This is a genomic window from Aliivibrio kagoshimensis (assembly GCF_050337105.1).
In the GTDB taxonomy this organism is placed as follows: domain Bacteria; phylum Pseudomonadota; class Gammaproteobacteria; order Enterobacterales; family Vibrionaceae; genus Aliivibrio_A; species Aliivibrio_A kagoshimensis.
Map to the genome: position 1 here is coordinate 1 of NZ_JAKJSQ010000014.1, position 21332 is coordinate 21332.

The window sequence follows — 21332 nt, forward strand, 5'->3', positions numbered from 1 at the left end:
AATAAAAGGTGAAAAATTTAATTCATATAAAACATTGTGACCAATTAATTTATACACCGCGAAAGTAACACACTATTTTCAAATAATCATCATGATTTAGCAAAACAAGCGGTTCGATGCCATATTGCGTTCTGTTGTCACTTATCATTAATAACGGGAAACATTTTCATAACATTTTGAAGGGTAAAAGGTATTATTTATTGATGGAGAGGTATGTGTGACAAGGGAGTATCGAATTTTGGATACAAAAAAGCCCAACTCAACGAGTTGGGCTTATCTGTACATAATAATGGTGCGCCAGGGAGGATTCGAACCTCCGACCGCCTGGTTCGTAGCCAGGTACTCTATCCAGCTGAGCTACTAGCGCACAAATACGATGTCAGTATAACAACTTGGTTATACTAGAAAAAATGGTGCGCCAGGGAGGATTCGAACCTCCGACCGCCTGGTTCGTAGCCAGGTACTCTATCCAGCTGAGCTACTAGCGCACAATAAATTCTGATTGTCTGCACCGCATAAATGCGATACGAGAAAAAATGGTGCGCCAGGGAGGATTCGAACCTCCGACCGCCTGGTTCGTAGCCAGGTACTCTATCCAGCTGAGCTACTAGCGCACAATAAATTCTGATTGTTTGCACCACATAAATGTCGTGCAATATAAAAATGGTGCGCCAGGGAGGATTCGAACCTCCGACCGCCTGGTTCGTAGCCAGGTACTCTATCCAGCTGAGCTACTAGCGCACAATAATTCCTAAATAATGGCGGTGAGGGAGGGATTCGAACCCTCGATGCGGGATAAACCACATACTCCCTTAGCAGGGGAGCGCCTTCAGCCTCTCGGCCACCTCACCGTTTTTACTCTTTCTGTGTTACTTTTCAAAATAATGGTGCGCCAGGGAGGATTCGAACCTCCGACCGCCTGGTTCGTAGCCAGGTACTCTATCCAGCTGAGCTACTAGCGCACAAATCTCTATTTACAATGTAGAGAGCAAGAATGGCGGTGAGGGAGGGATTCGAACCCTCGATGCGGGATAAACCACATACTCCCTTAGCAGGGGAGCGCCTTCAGCCTCTCGGCCACCTCACCGTCTTGCGGAGGCACATATTACGATTTACCGAAAATATGTCAAACGTTTTTTTGGTAATTTCACTCGAAAAACGTGCGTTCGCACAGGAAACAAACAATCTGAGCTAAAAACAAGCCAAATAGCAGACGAACTTGAATTTTTTAACTCAATTTCCTCGACTTAAAAATTTCCAGAAGGTGTCGTAGCTGTGCCTTTTTCAGCTTGAATACGCATGTAAATTTCTTCTCTATGTACCGAAACTTCTTTTGGTGCATTTACCCCGATGCGTACTTGGTTACCCTTAACGCCCAAAACGGTTACTGTCACTTCGTCACCGATCATTAATGTTTCACCTACGCGGCGTGTCAAAATTAGCATTGGAGCTCCTTGAGTTATCTCACTTAATTATTAGTATTTCATGTTCAGTCACGCAGCAAAAAGCGTTTTACTGATTCTAGCCTTACCGATAGCCATATATTTAATGATTAATCACTTAAGGCTGTTGTTGTGACCACTCACGCTTTCTTTAAAAACGTAATGGTCACAATCCAGTAGTCTATTGGTAACATAAATAGTCCATATAATAAACTACTCAGACCTTATTAATGAATAAGTCACTAATCTAAATGATGAATTAATGACTTACATTAACTTTCTACAGGCGTTCGGTTAACCAAGCCTCAACCGTTGACAGTGCCGCTGGCAGTGCATTGGCATCTGTACCACCTGCTTGAGCCATGTCAGGACGGCCTCCGCCTTTACCACCAACTTGCTGAGCGACCATATTAACCAGCTCGCCTGCTTTCACTTTGCCAACGAGATCTTTGGTGACACCGGCAATCAGTCCCACTTTGTCATCGTTAACATTGCCCAATAAGATGATTGCGCTGCCTAGTTGATTTTTAAGCTCATCGACCATACCGCGTAGGGCTTTATTCTCTGCGCCGTTTAGTTGGCTAATCAGTACTTTCGTACCTGCAATATCAATCACTTTACTTGCCAGACTTGCGCCCTCTTGTGAGGCCAGCTTATCTTTCAGCTGCTGAATCTCTTTCTCAAGGGATTTGGCTTTAGAAACCATGTCATTAAGTTTGGCTTCGCCTTGTTGCTCTTGTGTTTCTATTGCATCCAGCGCAGCTTCACCTGTCACGGCTTCAATTCGACGAATGCCTGCCGCAATGCCACTCTCAGACGTGATCTTGAAGAGTCCAATGTCACCAGTACTTGTCGCGTGAATACCGCCACACAGCTCAGTAGAGAATGAACCCATTGACAGCACTCTAACTTCATCATCGTATTTCTCGCCAAACAGGGCCATCGCCCCTTTTTGTTTTGCGGCTTCAATATCCATAATATCTGTATCTATGGAGTTATTAAGGCGTACCTGTTGGTTAACCATACGTTCAACATTACGTAGCTGTTCATTGGTGACCGCTTCTAAGTTAGAGAAGTCAAAACGCAGGTTCTCAGCTCGAACTAGTGAGCCTTTCTGTGTCACATGTTCACCAAGTACTTCGCGTAGTGCTGCGTGTAAAAGGTGTGTTGCTGAATGGTTTAAAATGGTAGCTTGTCGACGTGTTTCATCTACCTTTGCTTCGACGTTATCATCGACGGCAATGACGCCTTCAGAAACAACACCATAATGACCGATAGCGCTACCAATTTTCTTAGTATCGCTGACGGTAAATTTACCCGACTCTGTGATGATTTCACCACTGTCACCAGCCTGACCACCAGACTCAGCATAAAAAGGAGTCTGTTGTAGGATGATAATCGCATTATCGCCTGCGGTTAACGACTCAGCTGGATCTCCATCTCTAAACAGAGCTTCAACCGATGCACTCTCTTTTGTCGAGGTATAACCAGAAAACTCAGTAGTTGAATCAACTTTGATAACATCATTGTAATCGGTACCAAACTGACCCGCTTCACGTGCACGTTGACGTTGTGCGTTCATCGCCGTTTCAAAACCAGCTTCATCAATAGTCAGCTCTCGCTCTCGAGCAACATCGTTGGTTAAATCTGCTGGAAAGCCGTAAGTATCATAAAGTTTGAATACGGTATCGCCATCAAGCACTGTACCATCTAAGTTATCAAGTGCTTCAGTGAGAATAACCATGCCACGCTCTAACGTTCGGCCAAAGTTCTCTTCTTCAATTTTGAGTACTTTCTCAACCAGAGCCTGCTGATTTTTTAGTTCTTCTCCAGCGGTTCCCATAACGTCAGCCAACACTCCGACTAACTTATAGAAATAGGAACCCGTAGCGCCTAACTTATTGCCATGTCTAACGGCACGGCGAATAATACGACGAAGTACATAACCACGTCCTTCATTGGAAGGCATTACGCCGTCAACGATTAAAAATGAGCAAGAACGAATATGATCTGCCACCACTCGTAGCGATTGATTACTCAGATCGTCAGTCCCAACTACTTTAGCGGTAGCTTTGATTAAAGTATCAAAAATATCTATTTCATAGTTTGAGTGTACATCTTGCATTATTGCAGCAATACGCTCTAACCCCATGCCAGTGTCGACAGATGGTTTCGGAAGTGGCTCCATGGTTCCGTCAGCTTGACGATTAAATTGCATGAAAACGTTATTCCAGATTTCGATGAAACGGTCACCGTCCTCTTCTGGTGTACCAGGTCGGCCGCCCCAAATATGATCACCGTGATCATAAAAGATCTCAGAACATGGTCCACAAGGTCCAGTATCACCCATTTGCCAGAAGTTATCAGAGGCATAAGGTGCGCCTTTGTTATCCCCAATACGTACGATGCGATCAGCTGGAATACCGACCTCTTCGTTCCAGATCTTAAATGCTTCATCGTCGGTCGCATAAACAGTCACGAGCAAGCGATCTTGTGGTAATTTAAGAACGTCTGTCAAAAATTCCCACGCAAACTTTATTGAGTCTTGCTTAAAGTAGTCACCAAAGCTGAAATTACCGAGCATTTCAAAAAAAGTATGATGGCGTGCAGTGAACCCAACATTTTCAAGATCGTTGTGTTTACCACCAGCACGTACACAACGCTGTGATGTTGTGGCGCGTGTATAGTTTCGCTTTTCTGTACCTAAAAAAACGTCTTTAAACTGGTTCATTCCAGCATTAGTAAACAACAGTGTTGGATCATTGTCTGGAACTAATGATGAACTTGAAACAATTTGGTGTCCTTTGCTTTCAAAGAACGCTAGAAACGCACGGCGAATCTCGTCAGTGCTCATATACATGCGGCTCGTCCTGATAGAGTGTTTAGTTTATGTGTTGCTAATAAGTCGTGATCAATTGATGACCTATTGAGCAAGTTGAATAGCGGCTATTGTAAAACAAGGAGGGGGAGAACAGCTAGTTTTTAGTGCAAATGTTGAGTTTTAGTTGCCTTTTTTTATTATAAGCCCCTATTGGGATAATTTTTCCTAGCTGACAGATAGAGTAAAGCCCTGAATGTTCAGGGCTTTGAAGAAGCAGTAACGCGTAAAGTTTGAAGGAATAGTTACTCTTCAGTCAGTACGTCTTCTTTCTCTTCTGGCTGTTCAACAGCAGGTTTTAAAAGCAGGTCGCGTAAAATCGTATCGATTTCACTCGCTATTTCTGGATTCTCACGTAGGAAATTGCACGAGTTAGCTTTACCTTGGCCGATTTTACTGCCTTTATAGCTATACCAAGCGCCAGCTTTATCAACTAACTTATTCTTCACACCCAGATCAATCAACTCACCAAATCGGTTAAAACCTTGACCGTAAAGAATCTGAGTCTCTGCTTGTCTAAATGGTGCAGCAATTTTGTTTTTAACCACTTTAATTCGGGTTTCGTTACCAACAACTTCATCACCCTCTTTAACAGCACCAGTACGGCGAATATCTAAACGAACAGAGGCGTAGAATTTAAGTGCATTACCACCGGTTGTGGTTTCAGGGTTACCAAACATCACACCGATCTTCATTCGAATCTGGTTGATGAAGATACACATGCAGTTAGACTGCTTTAGGTTACCGGTTAGCTTACGCATTGCTTGAGACAGCATACGTGCTTGAAGACCCATGTGGCTATCGCCCATCTCGCCTTCGATCTCAGCTTTTGGTGTCAGAGCCGCAACGGAGTCAATAACCATAACATCGACTGCGCCTGATCGTGCTAATGCATCACAAATCTCTAACGCTTGCTCACCAGTATCTGGCTGAGAAACCAACAATTCATCAATATCAACACCCAGTTTTTTTGCATAAATTGGATCAAGTGCGTGCTCTGCATCGATGAAGGCACATGTTTTGCCGGCGCGCTGAGCCGCAGCAATCAGTTCAAGTGTTAATGTTGTTTTACCTGAACTCTCAGGCCCGTAAACTTCAACGATACGACCCATTGGCAATCCACCAGCACCAAGAGCAATATCCAGTGACAGTGAACCAGTCGAAATTGTTTCAACATCCATGGTACGGTTGTCACCAAGCTTCATGATTGAGCCTTTACCAAATTGCTTTTCAATTTGACCTAAGGCCGCTGCTAATGCTTTTTGCTTGTTGTCGTTCATCTAGTCTCTCCGGAACAAAACGTCATTTACTTTGATGCTGCTAAGTATACTGTCTATTCATACAGTGTCTATACCTGTATGCATTTTTTTTAAATTAATTGAGAGTCACTCCTCATTGAAAATTATAATTATCTGTTTTAACTCATTTATTTTACGATCGCAATCAAGCCTTTGTAGGCATGTTCAATCGCTTGTTTTCGTACTGCTTGTCGATCACCAGTAAAGTGACAGATCTCTTGTTGCTGCTCACCGTCAACTGTTTGCCAACCAAAACAGACGGTACCAACGGGTTTTCCCTCAGTGGCTCCTCCTGGTCCTGCAATGCCACTAACAGCAACCGATACCTGAGCATTCGAAAAGCTCAATGCTCCCGCTGCCATTTCACGAACCACCGCTCGGCTCACTGCACCATTCTGCTCTAATGTACTAAGGTTCACCGCTAACATCTGCTGCTTCGCTTCATTGGTGTAAGTGACAAAGCCTCGCTCAAACCATTGTGAGCTACCTGCGATTTCTGTCGCCACATACGCTACGCCTCCTCCGGTGCAAGACTCTGCGCAACTCATCATCCAGCCTTTAGCGAGCAATTTATCTGCAAGCTGTGTGGCAAGTTCGATACTTTTTTTCATGTCGCCCTCTTCAATTATTCGCTATCTGCTTATTGTAACTTTTACCTGAGACGCTATTCACGTATTCTAGGCAGTAATTTATCGCCATGACGACCACTAGGATAATTTGTGACTGTAAAAGCTTCAGAAAAGCATACCCCGATGATGCAACAGTATTTACGACTTAAAGCGGAAAATCCAGAAATTCTCCTTTTCTATCGTATGGGGGATTTTTATGAGCTGTTTTATGACGACGCTAAAAAAGCATCTATCCTAATGGACATCTCTCTGACTAAGCGTGGTTCATCCGCTGGCGAACCCATTCCAATGGCAGGTATCCCCTACCACTCTGCAGAAGGGTATTTAGCCAAACTCGTACAATTAGGGGAGTCCGTTGCTATCTGTGAGCAAGTTGGCGATCCTGCAACGAGTAAAGGTCCAGTCGAGCGTAAAGTGGTTCGAATTGTGACCCCAGGTACGGTGACTGATGAAGCCCTATTGCAAGAGCGTCACGATAATTTAATTGCGGCTATTTATCACCATAATGATAAATTTGGTTACGCCACGATGGATATCTCATCGGGTCGATTTCAACTGAGTGAACCCTCCTCTTATGAAGCAATGCAGGCAGAACTTCAGCGAACCACACCCACTGAACTGCTTTTTCCTGAAGACTTTGAACCAGTACAACTGTTAGAGAATCGTCACGGTAATCGACGTCGACCTGTATGGGAGTTTGAGATTGATACCGCACGTCAGCAGTTGAATAAGCAGTTTGGTACTCGTGACTTAGTGGGTTTCGGTGTTGAAGAGTCTCAACTTGGCCTATGCGCTGCAGGCTGTTTAATTCAATATGTAAAAGATACTCAACGCACCGCGCTTCCGCACATTCGTGCCATCACTATGGATAGACAAGATAACTCGGTAATTTTAGATGCAGCTACTCGCCGTAACCTAGAGATCACTCAGAACCTCTCTGGTGGCTTTGACAATACGTTAGCCGAAGTACTTGATAAAACGGCTACGGCAATGGGCAGCCGACTACTAAAACGTTGGTTACATCAACCGATGCGTACTCAGTTGGTATTAAATCAACGTTTAGATGCCATTACTGAGCTCAAAGAGTTGGCCCTATACAATGAGTTGAACCCACTATTCAAGCAGATCGGAGATATCGAAAGGATATTAGCCCGACTTGCCCTACGATCTGCTCGTCCGAGAGATCTTGCGCGTCTACGCACCGCACTGCAGTCTCTACCTGAACTTAAGACGATCACCGATTCGTTAAAGCAGAGTCACTTACAACATCTTGCGCACCTCGCCGCACCGATTGATGACATCTGCTCTCTATTAGAAAAAGCGATTAAGGAGAATCCGCCTGTCGTGATACGCGATGGTGGGGTACTCGCTGATGGTTACAATGCTGAGCTTGATGAGTGGCGAGAACTGGCTGACGGTGCAAAACACTTCTTGGATCAGCTGGAAGCCGATGAGCGTGAACGTCATGGGATTGATACCCTAAAAGTGGGTTACAACAATGTTCACGGTTTTTTCATCCAAGTGAGCCGTGGTCAGAGCCACCTTGTTCCTGCTCACTATGTCCGTCGTCAAACCCTAAAAAATGCGGAACGGTATATCATTTCAGAGTTAAAAGAGCATGAAGATAAAGTTCTGCATTCAAAATCAAAATCATTAGCTTTAGAAAAGAAGTTATGGGAACAGTTATTTGACCTACTCATGCCTTCGTTAGAACAGCTACAACATATTGCTACATCAATTTCTGAGCTGGATGTGCTGGCTAACTTAGCAGAAAGAGCTGATACGCTTAACTACTGTCGCCCGACCCTCACTACTCAAGTTGGAATATCCATTAAAAACGGTCGCCACCCTGTAGTTGAACATGTCATGAGTGACCCGTTTATTGCGAATCCCATTAAGTTACATTCCGATCGTAAAATGTTGATCATTACCGGTCCTAACATGGGGGGTAAATCAACCTATATGCGCCAAACTGCGCTTATTGCCCTATTGGCACATGTCGGATCCTACGTGCCTGCTGAATCAGTCGATATCGGTCCTATTGATCGTATCTTTACACGTATTGGTGCTTCTGATGATTTAGCTTCAGGGCGCTCAACATTCATGGTTGAGATGACAGAGACCGCAAATATTTTACACAACGCGACACAACACAGTTTGGTTCTTATGGATGAAATTGGCAGAGGAACCAGCACTTATGATGGTCTATCTCTAGCTTGGGCAAGTGCTGAATGGCTAGCGACAAAAGTCAATGCCATGACCCTATTTGCCACCCATTACTTTGAACTGACCGATCTCCCTTCTATGCTTTCTGGACTGGCTAATGTTCACCTTGATGCCGTGGAGCATGGTGATGAGATTGCCTTCATGCACGCCGTACAAGAGGGCGCGGCCAGTAAATCCTATGGCTTGGCTGTAGCAGCACTGGCGGGTGTTCCAAAGTCGGTAATAAAAAAAGCAAAACAAAAGTTACAGCAATTAGAGGTGCAAAGTACTCATGCACCAACCAGGGAGGTAAATGTCGAACATCAGTTGACACTGCTGCCTGAAGTGAGTGAAGTGGAAGAGGCCTTATCTGCCATTAATCCAGATGATCTTAGCCCGAGACAGGCGTTGGACGAGCTTTATCGACTCAAACGATTACTGTAAACAGAAAAAAGGCGCTCATGAGCGCCTTTTTAGTGACTTAACCATTCAGGTTAGTCCATCATGTCAAACAGAGACTCAATACTTAACCCTTGATGGGTCAGTACATCACGAAGTCTACGTAACCCTTCAACTTGAATCTGACGTACACGCTCTCGCGTCAGGCCAATCTCACGACCAACCTCTTCTAAGGTTGATGCTTCATAACCTAATAAACCAAAGCGTCTTGCTAACACTTCACGCTGTTTTGGGTTTAGCTCTTCAAGCCAGTGAACGATCGATGATTTAATATCATCATTTTGAGTAGAGGTTTCAGGATCTGAGTGCTTATCATCAGGAATGATATCTAAAAGTGCTTTTTCTGAATCGCCACCCAAAGGATTATCAACTGAGCTTACTCGCTCATTTAGACGCAGCATGCGATTGACATCTGAAACCGATTTGTCCAATTTATTTGCAATATCTTCGGCAGTCGGTTCATGATCGAGTTTTTGTGCTAATTCACGAGCAGTACGTAGATAAACGTTTAGCTCCTTTACCACATGAATGGGAAGACGTATGGTACGAGTCTGATTCATGAGTGCACGTTCAATAGTTTGACGGATCCACCAAGTGGCATAGGTTGAGAAGCGAAAACCTCTTTCCGGGTCAAATTTTTCAACGGCTCGAATCAGGCCTAGATTTCCCTCTTCGACAAGATCAAGTAAGGCAAGACCACGGTTACTATATCGGCGAGAAATTTTAACGACCAATCGTAGATTACTCTCGATCATTCTTTTACGTGCGATTTCATCACCGCGCAGAGCTCGACGAGAATATAAGACCTCTTCTTGAGCGGTAAGCAGAGGTGAAAAACCAATCTCACCTAAGTAGAGCTGGGTAGCATCAAGTGCTTTTTGAGTTGCGGCAAACTCGGTGTTCTCTTTCTTTGCTGCAACTTTGGTTAAAGTGGGAGCTTCCTTGACTGAAGCATTAAGTTGATCAACTTTTACTGCATTCTGTTTACTCATAAACGCCTCCCCTCGGCGAATTAGTAAGACATTACCACTTAGCTATGTCATCACTTAGGGTAAATAACGCTGCGGATTTACCGACTTACCCTTATAACGAATTTCAAAATGTAATCGAACACTATCTGTACCAGAACTTCCCATCAGCGCGATCTTTTGTCCCGCTTTTATTGATTGTCCTTCCTTTACTAATAAGCGTTCGTTGTGTGCATATGCACTTAAAAAGTTTTCATTATGTTTTATAATTATTAGATTTCCATAGCCTTTTAGGGCATTTCCAGAGTAAACAACTACCCCTTTTGCAGTGGAGACAATCTGTTGGCCTCGTTGGCCGGCTATATCTATGCCTTTATTGCCTCTCTCCGCATTTGAAAATTTGGAAATCACTCGGCCTTTTGTTGGCCACAACCAGCTGTTTACTTTTGTTAACGTTGGTTGGTTATTTTTCTTAACATTTTGTTTACCTGAACCTTGAGAGTACTCCTCCGATTTTTTATTTTCAACCTTTTTACTTTGTGATTTTTTTGCCGGCTCAGTTTTAGGACTTGCACCACGTTGGGGATTTGAATTTGAAGCACTTGATTTAGAAGGGGTTACTACGGGTGGAATTTTAGTTATCTTAGGATCACTCGCATCCGTATGTTTGCCATTTTTACCATAGGCAGGTGCTCTATATTTAGGTTGCCATAACTCCAGCTTTTGACCTGGGTGGATCAAGTATGGGCTTTTTAAACCATTAAAGGCGATGAGATCTTTTACATCCTTATCAGTTACATAGGATATAAAATAGAGAGTATCCCCTTTTTCAACCACATAGTAACTCCCGCGGTAGCTGCCACGTTCTGCTGAGCCATAATTGGAGTTCACACTAGAAACAGGCGCAGGATAACGAGATGTACAGCCAACAAGAAAAATTAGAATCGCATATGCAATTAATCTAGTGACACAACGAAAGCGAGAGAACACCACCACCAGTTAAGCTAACTCACCAGATACAAGCGGTACAAAGTTCACATCTTCAATATAGTGTGATTGGTACACATCGCCAGAGCGGGTAATCCTTGTCAGTTGCTGCACATCCTCTCCAACTGGGATAATAAGCGTTCCACCATCAGCAAGTTGTTCGAGTAGTGCTTGTGGCACAGAACTCGCTGCTGCGGTCACAATGATGGCATCAAAAGGCGCTCGACTTCTCCACCCTAACCAGCCATCACCATGTTTGGTCGAAAGGTTATAGATATCGAGTTTTTTCAGTCGACGTTTTGCATCCCATTGCAGCGATTTTATCCGCTCAACAGAGTAAACATGATCCACTAATGAGGCCAATACTGCGGTCTGATAGCCACAACCAGTCCCAATCTCTAACACTCGACTCTGTCTATTTAAATTAAGTAGCTCGGTCATCTTAGCAACGATGTAAGGCTGAGATATGGTTTGATTACAGCCTATCGGTAACGCATTATTTCCATACGCTTGATGTGCCATCGCTTCCGAGACAAATAGGTGACGAGGAAGTTGATAGATTATCTCCAATATTGCCTCATTGGTGATGCCATTGGTGCGCAGAAGTTGAATCAACGCATCCGCTTGTTGTGCCATTACCGTTCTGCCTCTGTTGATTGTAACCACTGCTCTACACAGAGTAACGATTCATGCGCAGTAAGATCAACCTGTAAAGGCGTTACTGAAATAAAATGATGATCAATAGCAAAAAAATCGGTCCCTTGACCCGCATCTTGTCGCTGACCAGGAGGACCTAACCAGTAGACCTCATGCCCTCGTGGATCCAACTGCTTAATCATATCTTCAGCATGATGCCTAGATCCAAGCCGAGTGACCTGCCAACCAGCGATCGCCTCTTCAGCACAATCAGGAATGTTAACATTCAAAATACGATTGGTGGGTAGCACCTTCTCTTTCTGTTTATTTACTAATGTGGCCACAAATTCAGCGGCAACGTTAAAGTTCACATCACCGACCAATGAGACCGCAATTGAGGGAATCCCTAAAAAGTGTCCTTCCATTGCAGCGGCAACAGTGCCTGAATAGAGTACATCGTCACCAAGATTGGCACCGTGATTAATCCCGGCGATCACCAAATCAGGGTGATCATCTTTCATCAACTCATTCAATGCGAAATGCACACAATCAGTTGGCGTCCCTTGCACAGAATAACGATTCTTCTCAATCTCTCTAACTCTTAATGGATTCTCTAATGTCAGTGAATTAGAGGCTCCAGAACGGTTACGATCCGGCGCAACGATAACGATTTCAGCAATGTCAGAAAGTGCGTTAGCTAGGGTATTCATTCCTTCTGCAAATATGCCGTCATCATTGCTTATTAATATTTTCATGCTCATCCTTTAGTCTTTACGGCTATTGCTGGTAGTGAGGCTCGACGGCTATCTGTTCAATCAATTCACGGACAATAACCGTAGCAAAGCTTCCGGCTTCTAACTCAAAAGCTAAACTAAACTCGTTTTCACCAACCGTCCACTCAAATGCTGACGGCTTGAGCATGAGTGCACGTCGCTCATGCCTCATTCGATTTCCACGGATCAACTTCATCAAGTCGGGCTCTTGTTCTGCTGTTGCTTTCTCAAGAGCCTCAACCTCAGCTTCCGTTCCAAAGTCATTATCTCCAGCCAGAGGTCCGGTGATCTGATAGCGGCCTTGGCTGACATTGTCTTGCAACTCAGCGATATTGTCACTATTCGCCACGATCACTCGACCATTATCATCAAGCAACATGTCTCCCACTAACACACTCAATAATGAGGCTTGTTCAATTCGCTTTGAGAGTACTTGATTAAATATCCACGAACGTGCAGCAGAGAGGTAAAAACTGCGTTTGTTGTTATCTCGCGTTCTCACATTTTCTTTTCCCCAACGGCGAGCTTCGGTAACATTATTTCCGTTATGACCAAAGCGCTGCTCACCAAAATAATTAGGAACCCCATGAGCGGCAACTAACGATAGGCGTTTTTCAACCTCTTCAATATTGGTCACTTCTGTGGCTCTTAATACAAATGCATTCCCTTTAAGATCGCCAGGGCGTAATTTTTTATTGTGTCTCGTGGTGGCCAATACCTCAATACCAGGGTGTGAAGCCACAAATTCAGACAAATCAGGTTCCGTTTGTGTCGGTAAATAGACACTTAACCATTGCTCTGTAACGGCGTGGCGATCCTTAAGCCCTGCCCAGCTCACATCACGAGATTTAACACCACACGCTTTAGCTAATTCATTCACTACATATTTAGTATTCTCACCCGTTTTACGGATCTTCACCATGAAGTGTTCACCTGACCCCGTAAACTCATAACCAAGAAGCTCTTTCACAATGAAATCTTGCGGTGATACTTTTATCTTTCCTTGGCTAAGAGGTTGCCCATTCAACCAACCAAACTCACTCATTACATCTGACATGTTTAACCCTTTATTTACCTACGAGGATAGTGTACTTACTCATGATTATGAGGAAAAATCAGAACAACTGATTCGCAAGCTATCCCCTCTTTACGACCAGTAAAACCGAGCTTTTCAGTGGTGGTCGCTTTGACATTAACGTTTCGAATATCCGTTTGCAGATCGTCAGCTATCACTTGGCACATACTCTCAATATAGGGTGCCATTTTCGGCGCTTGCGCAATAATAGTGACATCCACATTACCGAGCACAAAACCTCTCTCTCTGACCCTGCGATAGACATCTTTCAACAGCTCTCTGCTGTTAGCCCCTTTCCATTTATCATCAGTATCAGGGAAATGGCGACCAATATCGCCTTCAGCGATAGCGCCAAGTAGTGCATCACACACGGCATGTAGCGCAACATCACCATCGGAGTGTGCGATAAGGCCTTGCTCATAAGGAATAGCCACACCACCAATAATGATAGGACCTTGCCCGCCAAATTTATGCACATCAAAACCGTGTCCAATTCGCATGTTAACGTTCCTTTATATTACTACGATTTATGTAAAACTCTGCCAAAGCAAGATCTTCTGGTTGGGTGATCTTGATATTGTCGGCACGCCCTTGCACTAACAGGGGCATAACATTATTGGCTTCAAAACAGGAAGCTTCATCCGTAATAACCTCTCCCCTGTCCCATGCAAGAGTAAGGTTGCTGATTAAACTGTCCAATGGGAACATTTGAGGGGTCAGCGCGTGCCAAAGGTTATCTCGATCCACCGTATGGTCAATAACACTTTGTTGCGAACCATTTCCGCGCTTCATGGTATCTCTAACGGGTGTTGCTAATATAGCACCGACTGGATGTGAGCGAGCAGCAGTAATAAGTTTATCAATATCATCATCCTGTAAGCAAGGTCTCGCTGCATCATGAACCATAACCCACTCATAACGGAGTGTTTGTTGCAGATATTTCAGAGCACAAAGCACAGAGTCTGCTCGTTCTTTACCACCATTCACCACACTAACGCGCGGATCTCTGCTGAGTGGTAGAGCGCTAAAATAGGGATCCGTTTGAGTAATGGCAATCACGACATGATCAATATCATTATGATTAAGCAGGCGAGTCACTGTATGCTCTAACACTGTTATACCATCAATTTTCATATACTGTTTGGGGATATCGCTTTTCATTCGGCTGCCAATACCAGCCGCGGGTACTATGGCACAAATTTTTTGTTTATCAGACATCTTCAACGTAACTCAATCCGGTTTAGAATCACCAATGATTCGAAAAAAAGTCTCACCCTCTTTAATCATGCCTAACTCATGACGGGCCCGCTCTTCTATCGCTTCAGAACCTTTTCGTAGATCATCAATCTCTGCGTACATTTGGTCATTACGCTTCTTTAACGCATCATTTGCTTGTTTTTGAATCTCTACATCCTGCTTAGCTGATGAGTAATCTGCCATTCCGTTTTTTCCAGCCCAAAATGTGTATTGTAACCACCCAAGCAAGAAAACTAATAACAGTGCAAGTAGACGCATGTAAACTCCAAAGAAGCAGAATAACAAGAGGAATATCTCTAACCAACTATCATATCATACCCGTTTCAGCTTGTTATCTTAGCGACAGGAATTATCCCCATAAAAAAAACCGCCTCATGAAGAGACGGTTTTAGCAACATTGTTCAGTTCAACTAAGGTTGAAGCAAACTCACTTATTCATATGAATTAAGCTTGACCTTTAACTTCTTTAAGGCCTTTATAAGGTGCTAGTTCACCTAGAGCTTCTTCGATACGGATTAGCTGGTTGTACTTAGCAACACGGTCAGAACGGCTCATAGAACCTGTTTTGATTTGGCCAGCAGCAGTACCTACCGCTAGATCAGCGATAGTTGCATCTTCAGTTTCACCAGAACGGTGAGAAATTACTGCTGTGTAGCCAGCATCTTTAGCCATCTTAATTGCCGCTAAAGTCTCTGTTAGTGAACCGATTTGGTTGAACTTGATAAGGATAGAGTTAGCAACGCCTTTCTCAATACCTTCCGCAAGAATCTTAGTGTTTGTAACGAACAGATCGTCACCAACGATTTGCAGTTTATCACCTAGAAGCTCAGTCTGGTGTTTGAAACCAGCCCAATCCGACTCGTCAAGACCATCTTCGATAGAAACGATAGGGTACTGATTAGCAAGATCTTGTAGGTAGAAGTTAAACTCTTCAGAAGTGAAAACTTTGCCTTCGCCTTTCATGTTGTAGTTGCCAGCTTCTTTGTCGTAAAACTCAGATGCAGCACAGTCCATAGCAAGAGTAACGTCTTTGCCTAGCTCATAACCAGCAGCTTCTACCGCTTCTTTGATTGCAGCGAGTGCAGCAGCGTTAGACTCAAGGTTAGGTGCAAAACCACCTTCATCACCAACTGCAGTGCTTAAGCCTTTCGCTTTAAGTACTTTTGCAAGGTTATGGAAAACTTCTGCGCCGATACGTAGACCTTCTTTAAGGGTTGATGCGCCAACAGGCTGGATCATGAACTCTTGAATATCAACGTTATTATCAGCGTGCTCACCACCGTTGATGATGTTCATCATTGGTAGAGGCATAGAGTAAACACCTGGAGTGCCGTTAAGTTCAGCAATGTGTGCGTAAAGAGGCATGCTCTTTGCTGCAGCAGCTGCTTTTGCATTTGCTAGAGAAACAGCAAGGATTGCATTCGCACCAAATTTTGCTTTGTTATCTGTACCATCTAAATCGATCATGATTTGATCAAGTTCAGCTTGGTTTTTCGCATCTTTACCTAGTAGTGCTTCAGCAATTGGGCCATTTACAGCAGCAACCGCTTTAAGAACACCTTTACCTAGGAAACGTGCTTTGTCGCCATCACGCAGTTCAAGCGCTTCACGAGAACCCGTTGATGCACCAGAAGGCGCAGCAGCCATACCTACAAAGCCACTTTCTAGGTGTACTTCAGCTTCAACAGTTGGGTTACCACGTGAATCAATAATTTCACGACCTAGCACTTTAACGATTTTAGACATTATGTTTCTCTCCATAGTTTATAAATCAAAAATTAAAAGCTAAAAATAGCTGTAACGAACTAACGACTACAGCTATTTATGAATCTATTTGTCAAACTCACTACGCTGGTTTTCACCAGCCGCTTTTACGAAACCTTCAAACAATGGATGCCCATCGCGAGGAGTTGACGTAAATTCTGGGTGGAATTGAGCAGCCACAAACCAAGGATGGTTTGGAATCTCAACAATCTCCACTAATTTCTTATCTGATGATAACCCAGAAACCTTCAAGCCTGCTTTCTCTAATTTAGGAAGCAGATTGTTATTCACTTCGTAACGGTGACGGTGACGCTCTTCGATGGTTGCTTTGCCGTACAGCTCGCGAACCTTCGAACCTTTTGCTAAATGACAAAGCTGAGAGCCTAAACGCATCGTTCCGCCTAGGTCAGACTTTTCAGTACGCTCTTCAACTTTACCTTCACCATCAACCCATTCGGTGATCAAACCAACAACAGGGAAAGCCGTCTCTTTTGAGAACTCTGTTGAGTGAGCACCTTCTAATCCAGCAACATTACGCGCATATTCGATTAGAGCGACTTGCATACCTAGGCAGATGCCTAAATAAGGAACACTGTTTTCGCGTGCGTATTGTGCGGCAAGAATTTTGCCTTCAACACCACGATCACCAAATCCACCAGGTACAAGAATCGCATCAAGTTTGGACAGAATCTCTGTCCCTTTTGATTCCACATCTTGTGAATCAATATACTGAATCTTAACGCTCAAGCGATTTTTCAGCCCAGCATGCTTTAATGCTTCATTCACTGACTTGTAGGCATCTGGCAGTTCGATATATTTACCGACCATACCAATCGTTACTTCTGAAGTTGGATTCGCCTCTTCATAAATAACTTGTTCCCACTCAGAAAGATCAGCTTCTGGTGCTTCAATACCAAAGCGCTGACAAACAAGATCATCCATACCTTGAGATTTAATAAGTTGTGGGATTTTGTAGATCGAATCTACGTCTCTCATCGAGATAACTGCTTTCTCTTGTACGTTACAGAAAAGCGCAATTTTCTTACGTTCATTCGATGGGATGTTACGATCAGAACGACAAACTAAGATATCAGGCTGAATACCAATTGAGAGCAGCTCTTTTACAGAGTGCTGTGTCGGTTTGGTTTTCACTTCACCAGCTGCTGCTAGATAAGGAACAAGAGTAAGGTGCATGAACATGGTACGCTCACGACCCAGTTCGACCGCTAATTGACGAATCGCTTCCATAAACGGTAGAGATTCAATGTCACCCACCGTTCCACCGACTTCAACTAACGCTACATCATGGCCTTCAGCACCTGAAATAACACGCTCTTTAATCGCGTTGGTAATATGAGGAATGACCTGAATCGTGGCACCTAAGTAGTCGCCACGACGCTCTTTACGAAGAACATCCGCATATACACGACCTGCCGTAAAGTTATTACGCTTAGTCATTTTGGTTCGGATAAAACGCTCGTAGTGACCTAAATCTAAGTCTGTTTCCGCTCCGTCAACGGTAACGAATACTTCACCATGCTGAGTCGGGCTCATTGTGCCTGGATCAACATTGATATATGGGTCAAGCTTCATCATAGTGACATTTAAGCCACGCGCTTCAAGAATAGCGGCTAATGATGCTGCTGCAATACCTTTACCAAGAGAGGATACAACCCCTCCAGTAACAAAAATGTAATTCGTCGTCATACGTAACCTGAAATTGGTGTTGTGAGGTAGAAAATGGATATCATCTGGACGGGATGAAAATATACCAGAACCACCTTATGTTCACAACGTGAAACTTATCACAGCCATCCGATTTATTTTTTGCTTTAAATCAATTCCGCTCATCGAGCTTAACATTTTCCCACTCTTGGTCTAGCTCCTCTAAGCTACACTCCTCCAATACCTTCCCTTTTTGGGTCACTTTCGTCTCAACCCCTTTGAAGCGTCTGGCAAATTTGTGATTTGCTTTGGCAAGAGCTTGCTCTGGATCCTTGCCTAAATGTCTGGCCATATTCACCACAGAGAAAAGCAGATCCCCTAACTCCTCTTCAATTTTATCTTGATCGGGATTAACTTGAATCACTTCTTCAATTACCTCGTCAATCTCCTCTTTTACTTTATCGGCCACGGGGCCAAATGTGTCCCAATCGAAACCAAATTTAGCACATCGAGATTGCAGTTTTCTTGCACGGCTTAACGCAGGAAGGGCAACGGGCACAGTATCTAAAACACTCAAATTGAGCGTCTCATCTTGCTGCTTTTCCAGCCGTTCTTTGGCTTTTTCACGTTCCCAATTGGCTGCAATTTCCTGGTCGTTAGCAAATACTTGGTCTGAGAATACGTGAGGATGGCGACGAGTCAGTTTCTGGTTAATTCCACTCACCACATCACTAAAGTCAAACAGCTTTTTCTCTTTGGCTATCTGGCTATAAAAGATGACTTGAAACAGCAGATCTCCCAACTCCTCTTTTAAGTTCCCCCAGTCTTGATTATTGATAGCATCAACCACTTCATAAGTCTCTTCAATGGTATAAGGGATCACCGATTCAAAAGTCTGCTTTTTATCCCAAGGGCAGCCACTCTTTTCATCTCGAAGTTTTGCCATGATGGTTAACAGTTGCTCAATATTCTCTTTATCCACAAAATGCTCCTTCAATAAAAAACCCACGCCTTGTTGGGTGGGTTTTACGGTTTATCGGTTAATCAATCTGGTTAGCTCAATCGCTGCGCCCCAACCACATCTCGTATCTGTTCAACACGAGTAATGAGCTTACTTAAAATATCAGTATTCAGAACCTCAAGTTCAAAGTCCATAATAACCAACTGTTTTTTATAGTCTGTACGGCTCTTCATACCGGAGACTCGAACTTTCTCATTCGCTAACAGTGAGGTAATATCTTTCAATAATCCCGTACGCTCAAGAGCAGTGACACGAAGAGTTAGGTTATATGAACCAACCACACCGCCTCCCCATACCGTATCGATAATACGTTCAGGAGCATGATGTTTTAACTCTTCTAACTGCTCACAATCACTTCGGTGTACTGAAATCCCTCGACCTTGAGTAATGTATCCAGCGATGTCGTCACCAGGGATCGGCTGACAACAGCGGGCTAGGTGATTCATCAAGTTATCAATACCCTCAACCACAACCGCATCTTTTTGAGATCGTGTATTGGCCGCTGCTTTCTCTTCAGAGAGCTGCAGTTTTTGCAAAACCTTTTGATCTTCTTCTTCTGCCGTTGGTTTGTTTACCAAAGCATTAATATGATTAACAACTTGGTTAATGCGAAGATCGCCACTGCCTACCCCCGCATAAAGTTCGTCGGCACTGTTCACGTTGAATCGTCTAAGAGCATACTGCTCAGCATCTTTCAGCGTAGCACCAATCTTAGCCAACTCAGTCTCTAAGATATCTTTACCCGCCTCTAGATTTCCTTCTCGGCTCTGCTTTCTAAACCACGCATTAATTTTGGCTCGAGCACGCCCTGAATGGACGAAGCCAAGAGTCGGATTTAACCAATCTCGAGATGGGTTTGGCTCTTTTTGGGTAATAATCTCAACCTGATTGCCCATGGTTAGTACATGCGTAAATGGGACGATACGTCCATCCACTTTGGCACCAATACAGCGGTGTCCAACTTCAGAGTGAATGTGGTAAGCGAAGTCAAGGGGGGTCGCACCAATAGGCAGATCGACAACATCACCTCGAGGGGTAAAGGCGTACACTCGGTCTTCAAAGACTTGGCTTCTTAACTCATCCAAGATCTCGCCCGAGTCTGACATCTCCTCTTGCCAATCCAGAAGTTTACGCAACCATGTGATCTTTTCATCATAGCCGGAATGCCCCCCGCTAGAGCCCTCTTTGTATTTCCAGTGAGCAGCCACTCCCAGTTCAGAGTCATCATGCATCTGCTTGGTTCGGATCTGAATCTCAATCGTTTTTCCTTCCGGTCCTAATACCACGGTATGGATCGATTGATACCCGTTAGGTTTAGGGTTGGCAACATAGTCATCAAACTCATTAGGAAGGTGGCGGTATTTGGTATGAACGAGACCTAAGGCGGCGTAACAATCTTGCAGTTTAGCGGCAATAATTCTGACCGCTCGCACATCAAACAACTCATCAAAATCTAAGTTCTTCTTCTGCATTTTTCGCCAAATACTGTAGATATGTTTTGGTCGACCGCTGACATCAGCATCAATATTTGAAACATCCATCTCTTCAAGCAAATCGTGAACAAAATCAGAGATATACTCCTCTCTCACAATACGCCTTTCAGAAAGTTGCTTCGCTATTTTTTTGTAAGTGTCAGGGTGCTGATATCGAAAAGCGTAGTCTTCCATCTCCCATTTCAATTGCCCAATACCTAAACGGTTAGCTAATGGGGCGTAGATGTTGGCACACTCTTTTGCAGCGGCACGACGAACCGCATCTGGCGCATCTTTCACTTCACGTAAATTACAGATACGTTCAGCAAGCTTGATGACCACACAGCGAAAATCATCCACCATAGAGAGCAGCATACGTCGAATATTATCCACTTGGACCGATGTTGCAGATCCATCTTGGGTGGCACTCAGGTGACCGATAGCCGCCATCTCAACCACACCATCAACCAGTTTAACTACCTCTTTACCATATAGTTCGTCTAACGCTTCACGATCACAAAGCCCATTAGCGACCAGAGGATATAACTGAGCAGCCATTAATGTCGCTTTATCCATACTTAACGTATTCAGTATTTCAATCATCTCACGGCCCTGCCATAAGAGCAGTACTCCGGATTCGTGTCCAGCTAATAGCTGAGCACAGTATTGATATACTTTGATTAGCTTATTTGATGTTTTGGCGTCTTGATTAAGACTTGATATCCACTCATCAAGATTGAACTCTTCATTTTCCTTTAAGTGTGCACCGCGAACCGCGACCATCTGTCTATCCTATTTTTATT

The 21332-nt window shown here is 43.8% G+C and carries 17 protein-coding genes and 7 tRNA genes; 1 reads left to right on the forward strand and 23 read right to left on the reverse strand.

Going from position 1 to position 21332, the window contains the following annotated elements; genetic code table 11:
* Positions 1-290: 290 nt before the first annotated feature.
* The 11 genes from L4C32_RS06810 to L4C32_RS06860 all read right to left on the reverse strand — a co-directional run bounded on the left by L4C32_RS06810 (position 291) and on the right by L4C32_RS06860 (position 6229).
* Positions 291-367, reverse strand: a tRNA-Arg gene (locus tag L4C32_RS06810).
* Positions 368-411: 44 nt separating this feature from the next.
* A tRNA-Arg gene (locus L4C32_RS06815) sits at positions 412-488 on the reverse strand.
* A gap of 49 nt (positions 489-537) precedes the next feature.
* Positions 538-614: transfer RNA gene (locus L4C32_RS06820), tRNA-Arg, on the reverse strand.
* 50 nt (positions 615-664) lie between these two features.
* Positions 665-741: transfer RNA gene (locus L4C32_RS06825), tRNA-Arg, on the reverse strand.
* 18 nt (positions 742-759) lie between these two features.
* Positions 760-851, reverse strand: a tRNA-Ser gene (locus L4C32_RS06830).
* 34 nt (positions 852-885) lie between these two features.
* A tRNA-Arg gene (locus tag L4C32_RS06835) sits at positions 886-962 on the reverse strand.
* A gap of 33 nt (positions 963-995) precedes the next feature.
* Positions 996-1087: transfer RNA gene (locus L4C32_RS06840), tRNA-Ser, on the reverse strand.
* Positions 1088-1247: 160 nt separating this feature from the next.
* A complete protein-coding gene (gene csrA, locus L4C32_RS06845) occupies positions 1248-1445 on the reverse strand; it encodes a carbon storage regulator CsrA (protein ID WP_428196118.1) in 198 nt (65 codons plus the stop codon).
* Positions 1446-1722: 277 nt separating this feature from the next.
* Positions 1723-4302, reverse strand: coding sequence for an alanine--tRNA ligase (gene alaS, locus L4C32_RS06850; RefSeq protein WP_428196119.1), 2580 nt, complete (start codon positions 4300-4302; stop codon positions 1723-1725).
* A gap of 263 nt (positions 4303-4565) precedes the next feature.
* Positions 4566-5600 carry a recombinase RecA gene (recA, locus tag L4C32_RS06855; protein ID WP_428196120.1) on the reverse strand — a complete coding sequence of 345 codons (1035 nt, stop codon included), beginning with the start codon at positions 5598-5600 and terminating at the stop codon, positions 4566-4568.
* A gap of 146 nt (positions 5601-5746) precedes the next feature.
* On the reverse strand, positions 5747-6229 hold the full coding sequence (locus L4C32_RS06860; protein ID WP_428196121.1) for a CinA family protein: 483 nt from the start codon (positions 6227-6229) through the stop codon (positions 5747-5749).
* Positions 6230-6370: 141 nt separating this feature from the next.
* Between L4C32_RS06860 and mutS the strand changes: the two genes are divergently transcribed.
* On the forward strand, positions 6371-8896 hold the full coding sequence (mutS, locus tag L4C32_RS06865) for a DNA mismatch repair protein MutS (RefSeq protein WP_428196186.1): 2526 nt from the start codon (positions 6371-6373) through the stop codon (positions 8894-8896).
* 50 nt (positions 8897-8946) lie between these two features.
* On the opposite strand, the gene rpoS is transcribed toward mutS, so the two are convergent.
* From rpoS to relA, 12 genes are all read right to left on the reverse strand, one after another.
* Entirely contained in the window at positions 8947-9903 is a 957-nt protein-coding gene (gene rpoS, locus L4C32_RS06870; RefSeq protein WP_428196122.1) for an RNA polymerase sigma factor RpoS, read from the reverse strand.
* 54 nt (positions 9904-9957) lie between these two features.
* Positions 9958-10836, reverse strand: coding sequence for a peptidoglycan DD-metalloendopeptidase family protein (locus L4C32_RS06875; protein WP_428196187.1), 879 nt, complete (start codon positions 10834-10836; stop codon positions 9958-9960).
* 42 nt (positions 10837-10878) lie between these two features.
* A complete protein-coding gene (locus tag L4C32_RS06880) occupies positions 10879-11502 on the reverse strand; it encodes a protein-L-isoaspartate(D-aspartate) O-methyltransferase (protein ID WP_428196123.1) in 624 nt (207 codons plus the stop codon).
* Positions 11502-12257 carry a 5'/3'-nucleotidase SurE gene (surE, locus tag L4C32_RS06885; RefSeq protein WP_428196124.1) on the reverse strand — a complete coding sequence of 252 codons (756 nt, stop codon included), beginning with the start codon at positions 12255-12257 and terminating at the stop codon, positions 11502-11504. The genes L4C32_RS06880 and surE overlap by 1 nt, the downstream gene beginning before the upstream one ends.
* A gap of 22 nt (positions 12258-12279) precedes the next feature.
* Complete coding sequence (truD, locus tag L4C32_RS06890) at positions 12280-13332, reverse strand: tRNA pseudouridine(13) synthase TruD (protein ID WP_428196125.1); 1053 nt, start codon at positions 13330-13332, stop codon at positions 12280-12282.
* A gap of 35 nt (positions 13333-13367) precedes the next feature.
* Entirely contained in the window at positions 13368-13850 is a 483-nt protein-coding gene (gene ispF / locus L4C32_RS06895; protein ID WP_428196126.1) for a 2-C-methyl-D-erythritol 2,4-cyclodiphosphate synthase, read from the reverse strand.
* A 1-nt stretch (position 13851) separates the two neighbouring features.
* A complete protein-coding gene (gene ispD / locus L4C32_RS06900) occupies positions 13852-14568 on the reverse strand; it encodes a 2-C-methyl-D-erythritol 4-phosphate cytidylyltransferase (protein WP_428196127.1) in 717 nt (238 codons plus the stop codon).
* Between the two features lie 12 nt (positions 14569-14580).
* On the reverse strand, positions 14581-14865 hold the full coding sequence (gene ftsB / locus L4C32_RS06905; protein ID WP_428196128.1) for a cell division protein FtsB: 285 nt from the start codon (positions 14863-14865) through the stop codon (positions 14581-14583).
* A 186-nt stretch (positions 14866-15051) separates the two neighbouring features.
* Positions 15052-16353 (reverse strand): phosphopyruvate hydratase, encoded by a 1302-nt coding sequence (gene eno, locus L4C32_RS06910; RefSeq protein WP_428196129.1) that lies wholly within the window; start codon positions 16351-16353, stop codon positions 15052-15054.
* 84 nt (positions 16354-16437) lie between these two features.
* The gene (gene pyrG, locus L4C32_RS06915; RefSeq protein WP_428196130.1) at positions 16438-18078 is read right to left on the reverse strand and encodes a CTP synthase; all 1641 of its coding nucleotides are present in this window, start codon (positions 18076-18078) and stop codon (positions 16438-16440) included.
* A 130-nt stretch (positions 18079-18208) separates the two neighbouring features.
* Positions 18209-19018, reverse strand: a complete 810-nt coding sequence (mazG, locus tag L4C32_RS06920; RefSeq protein ID WP_428196131.1) for a nucleoside triphosphate pyrophosphohydrolase — start codon at positions 19016-19018, stop codon at positions 18209-18211.
* Positions 19019-19089: 71 nt separating this feature from the next.
* A complete protein-coding gene (gene relA, locus L4C32_RS06925; protein WP_428196132.1) occupies positions 19090-21312 on the reverse strand; it encodes a GTP diphosphokinase in 2223 nt (740 codons plus the stop codon).
* Positions 21313-21332 lie beyond the last annotated feature (20 nt).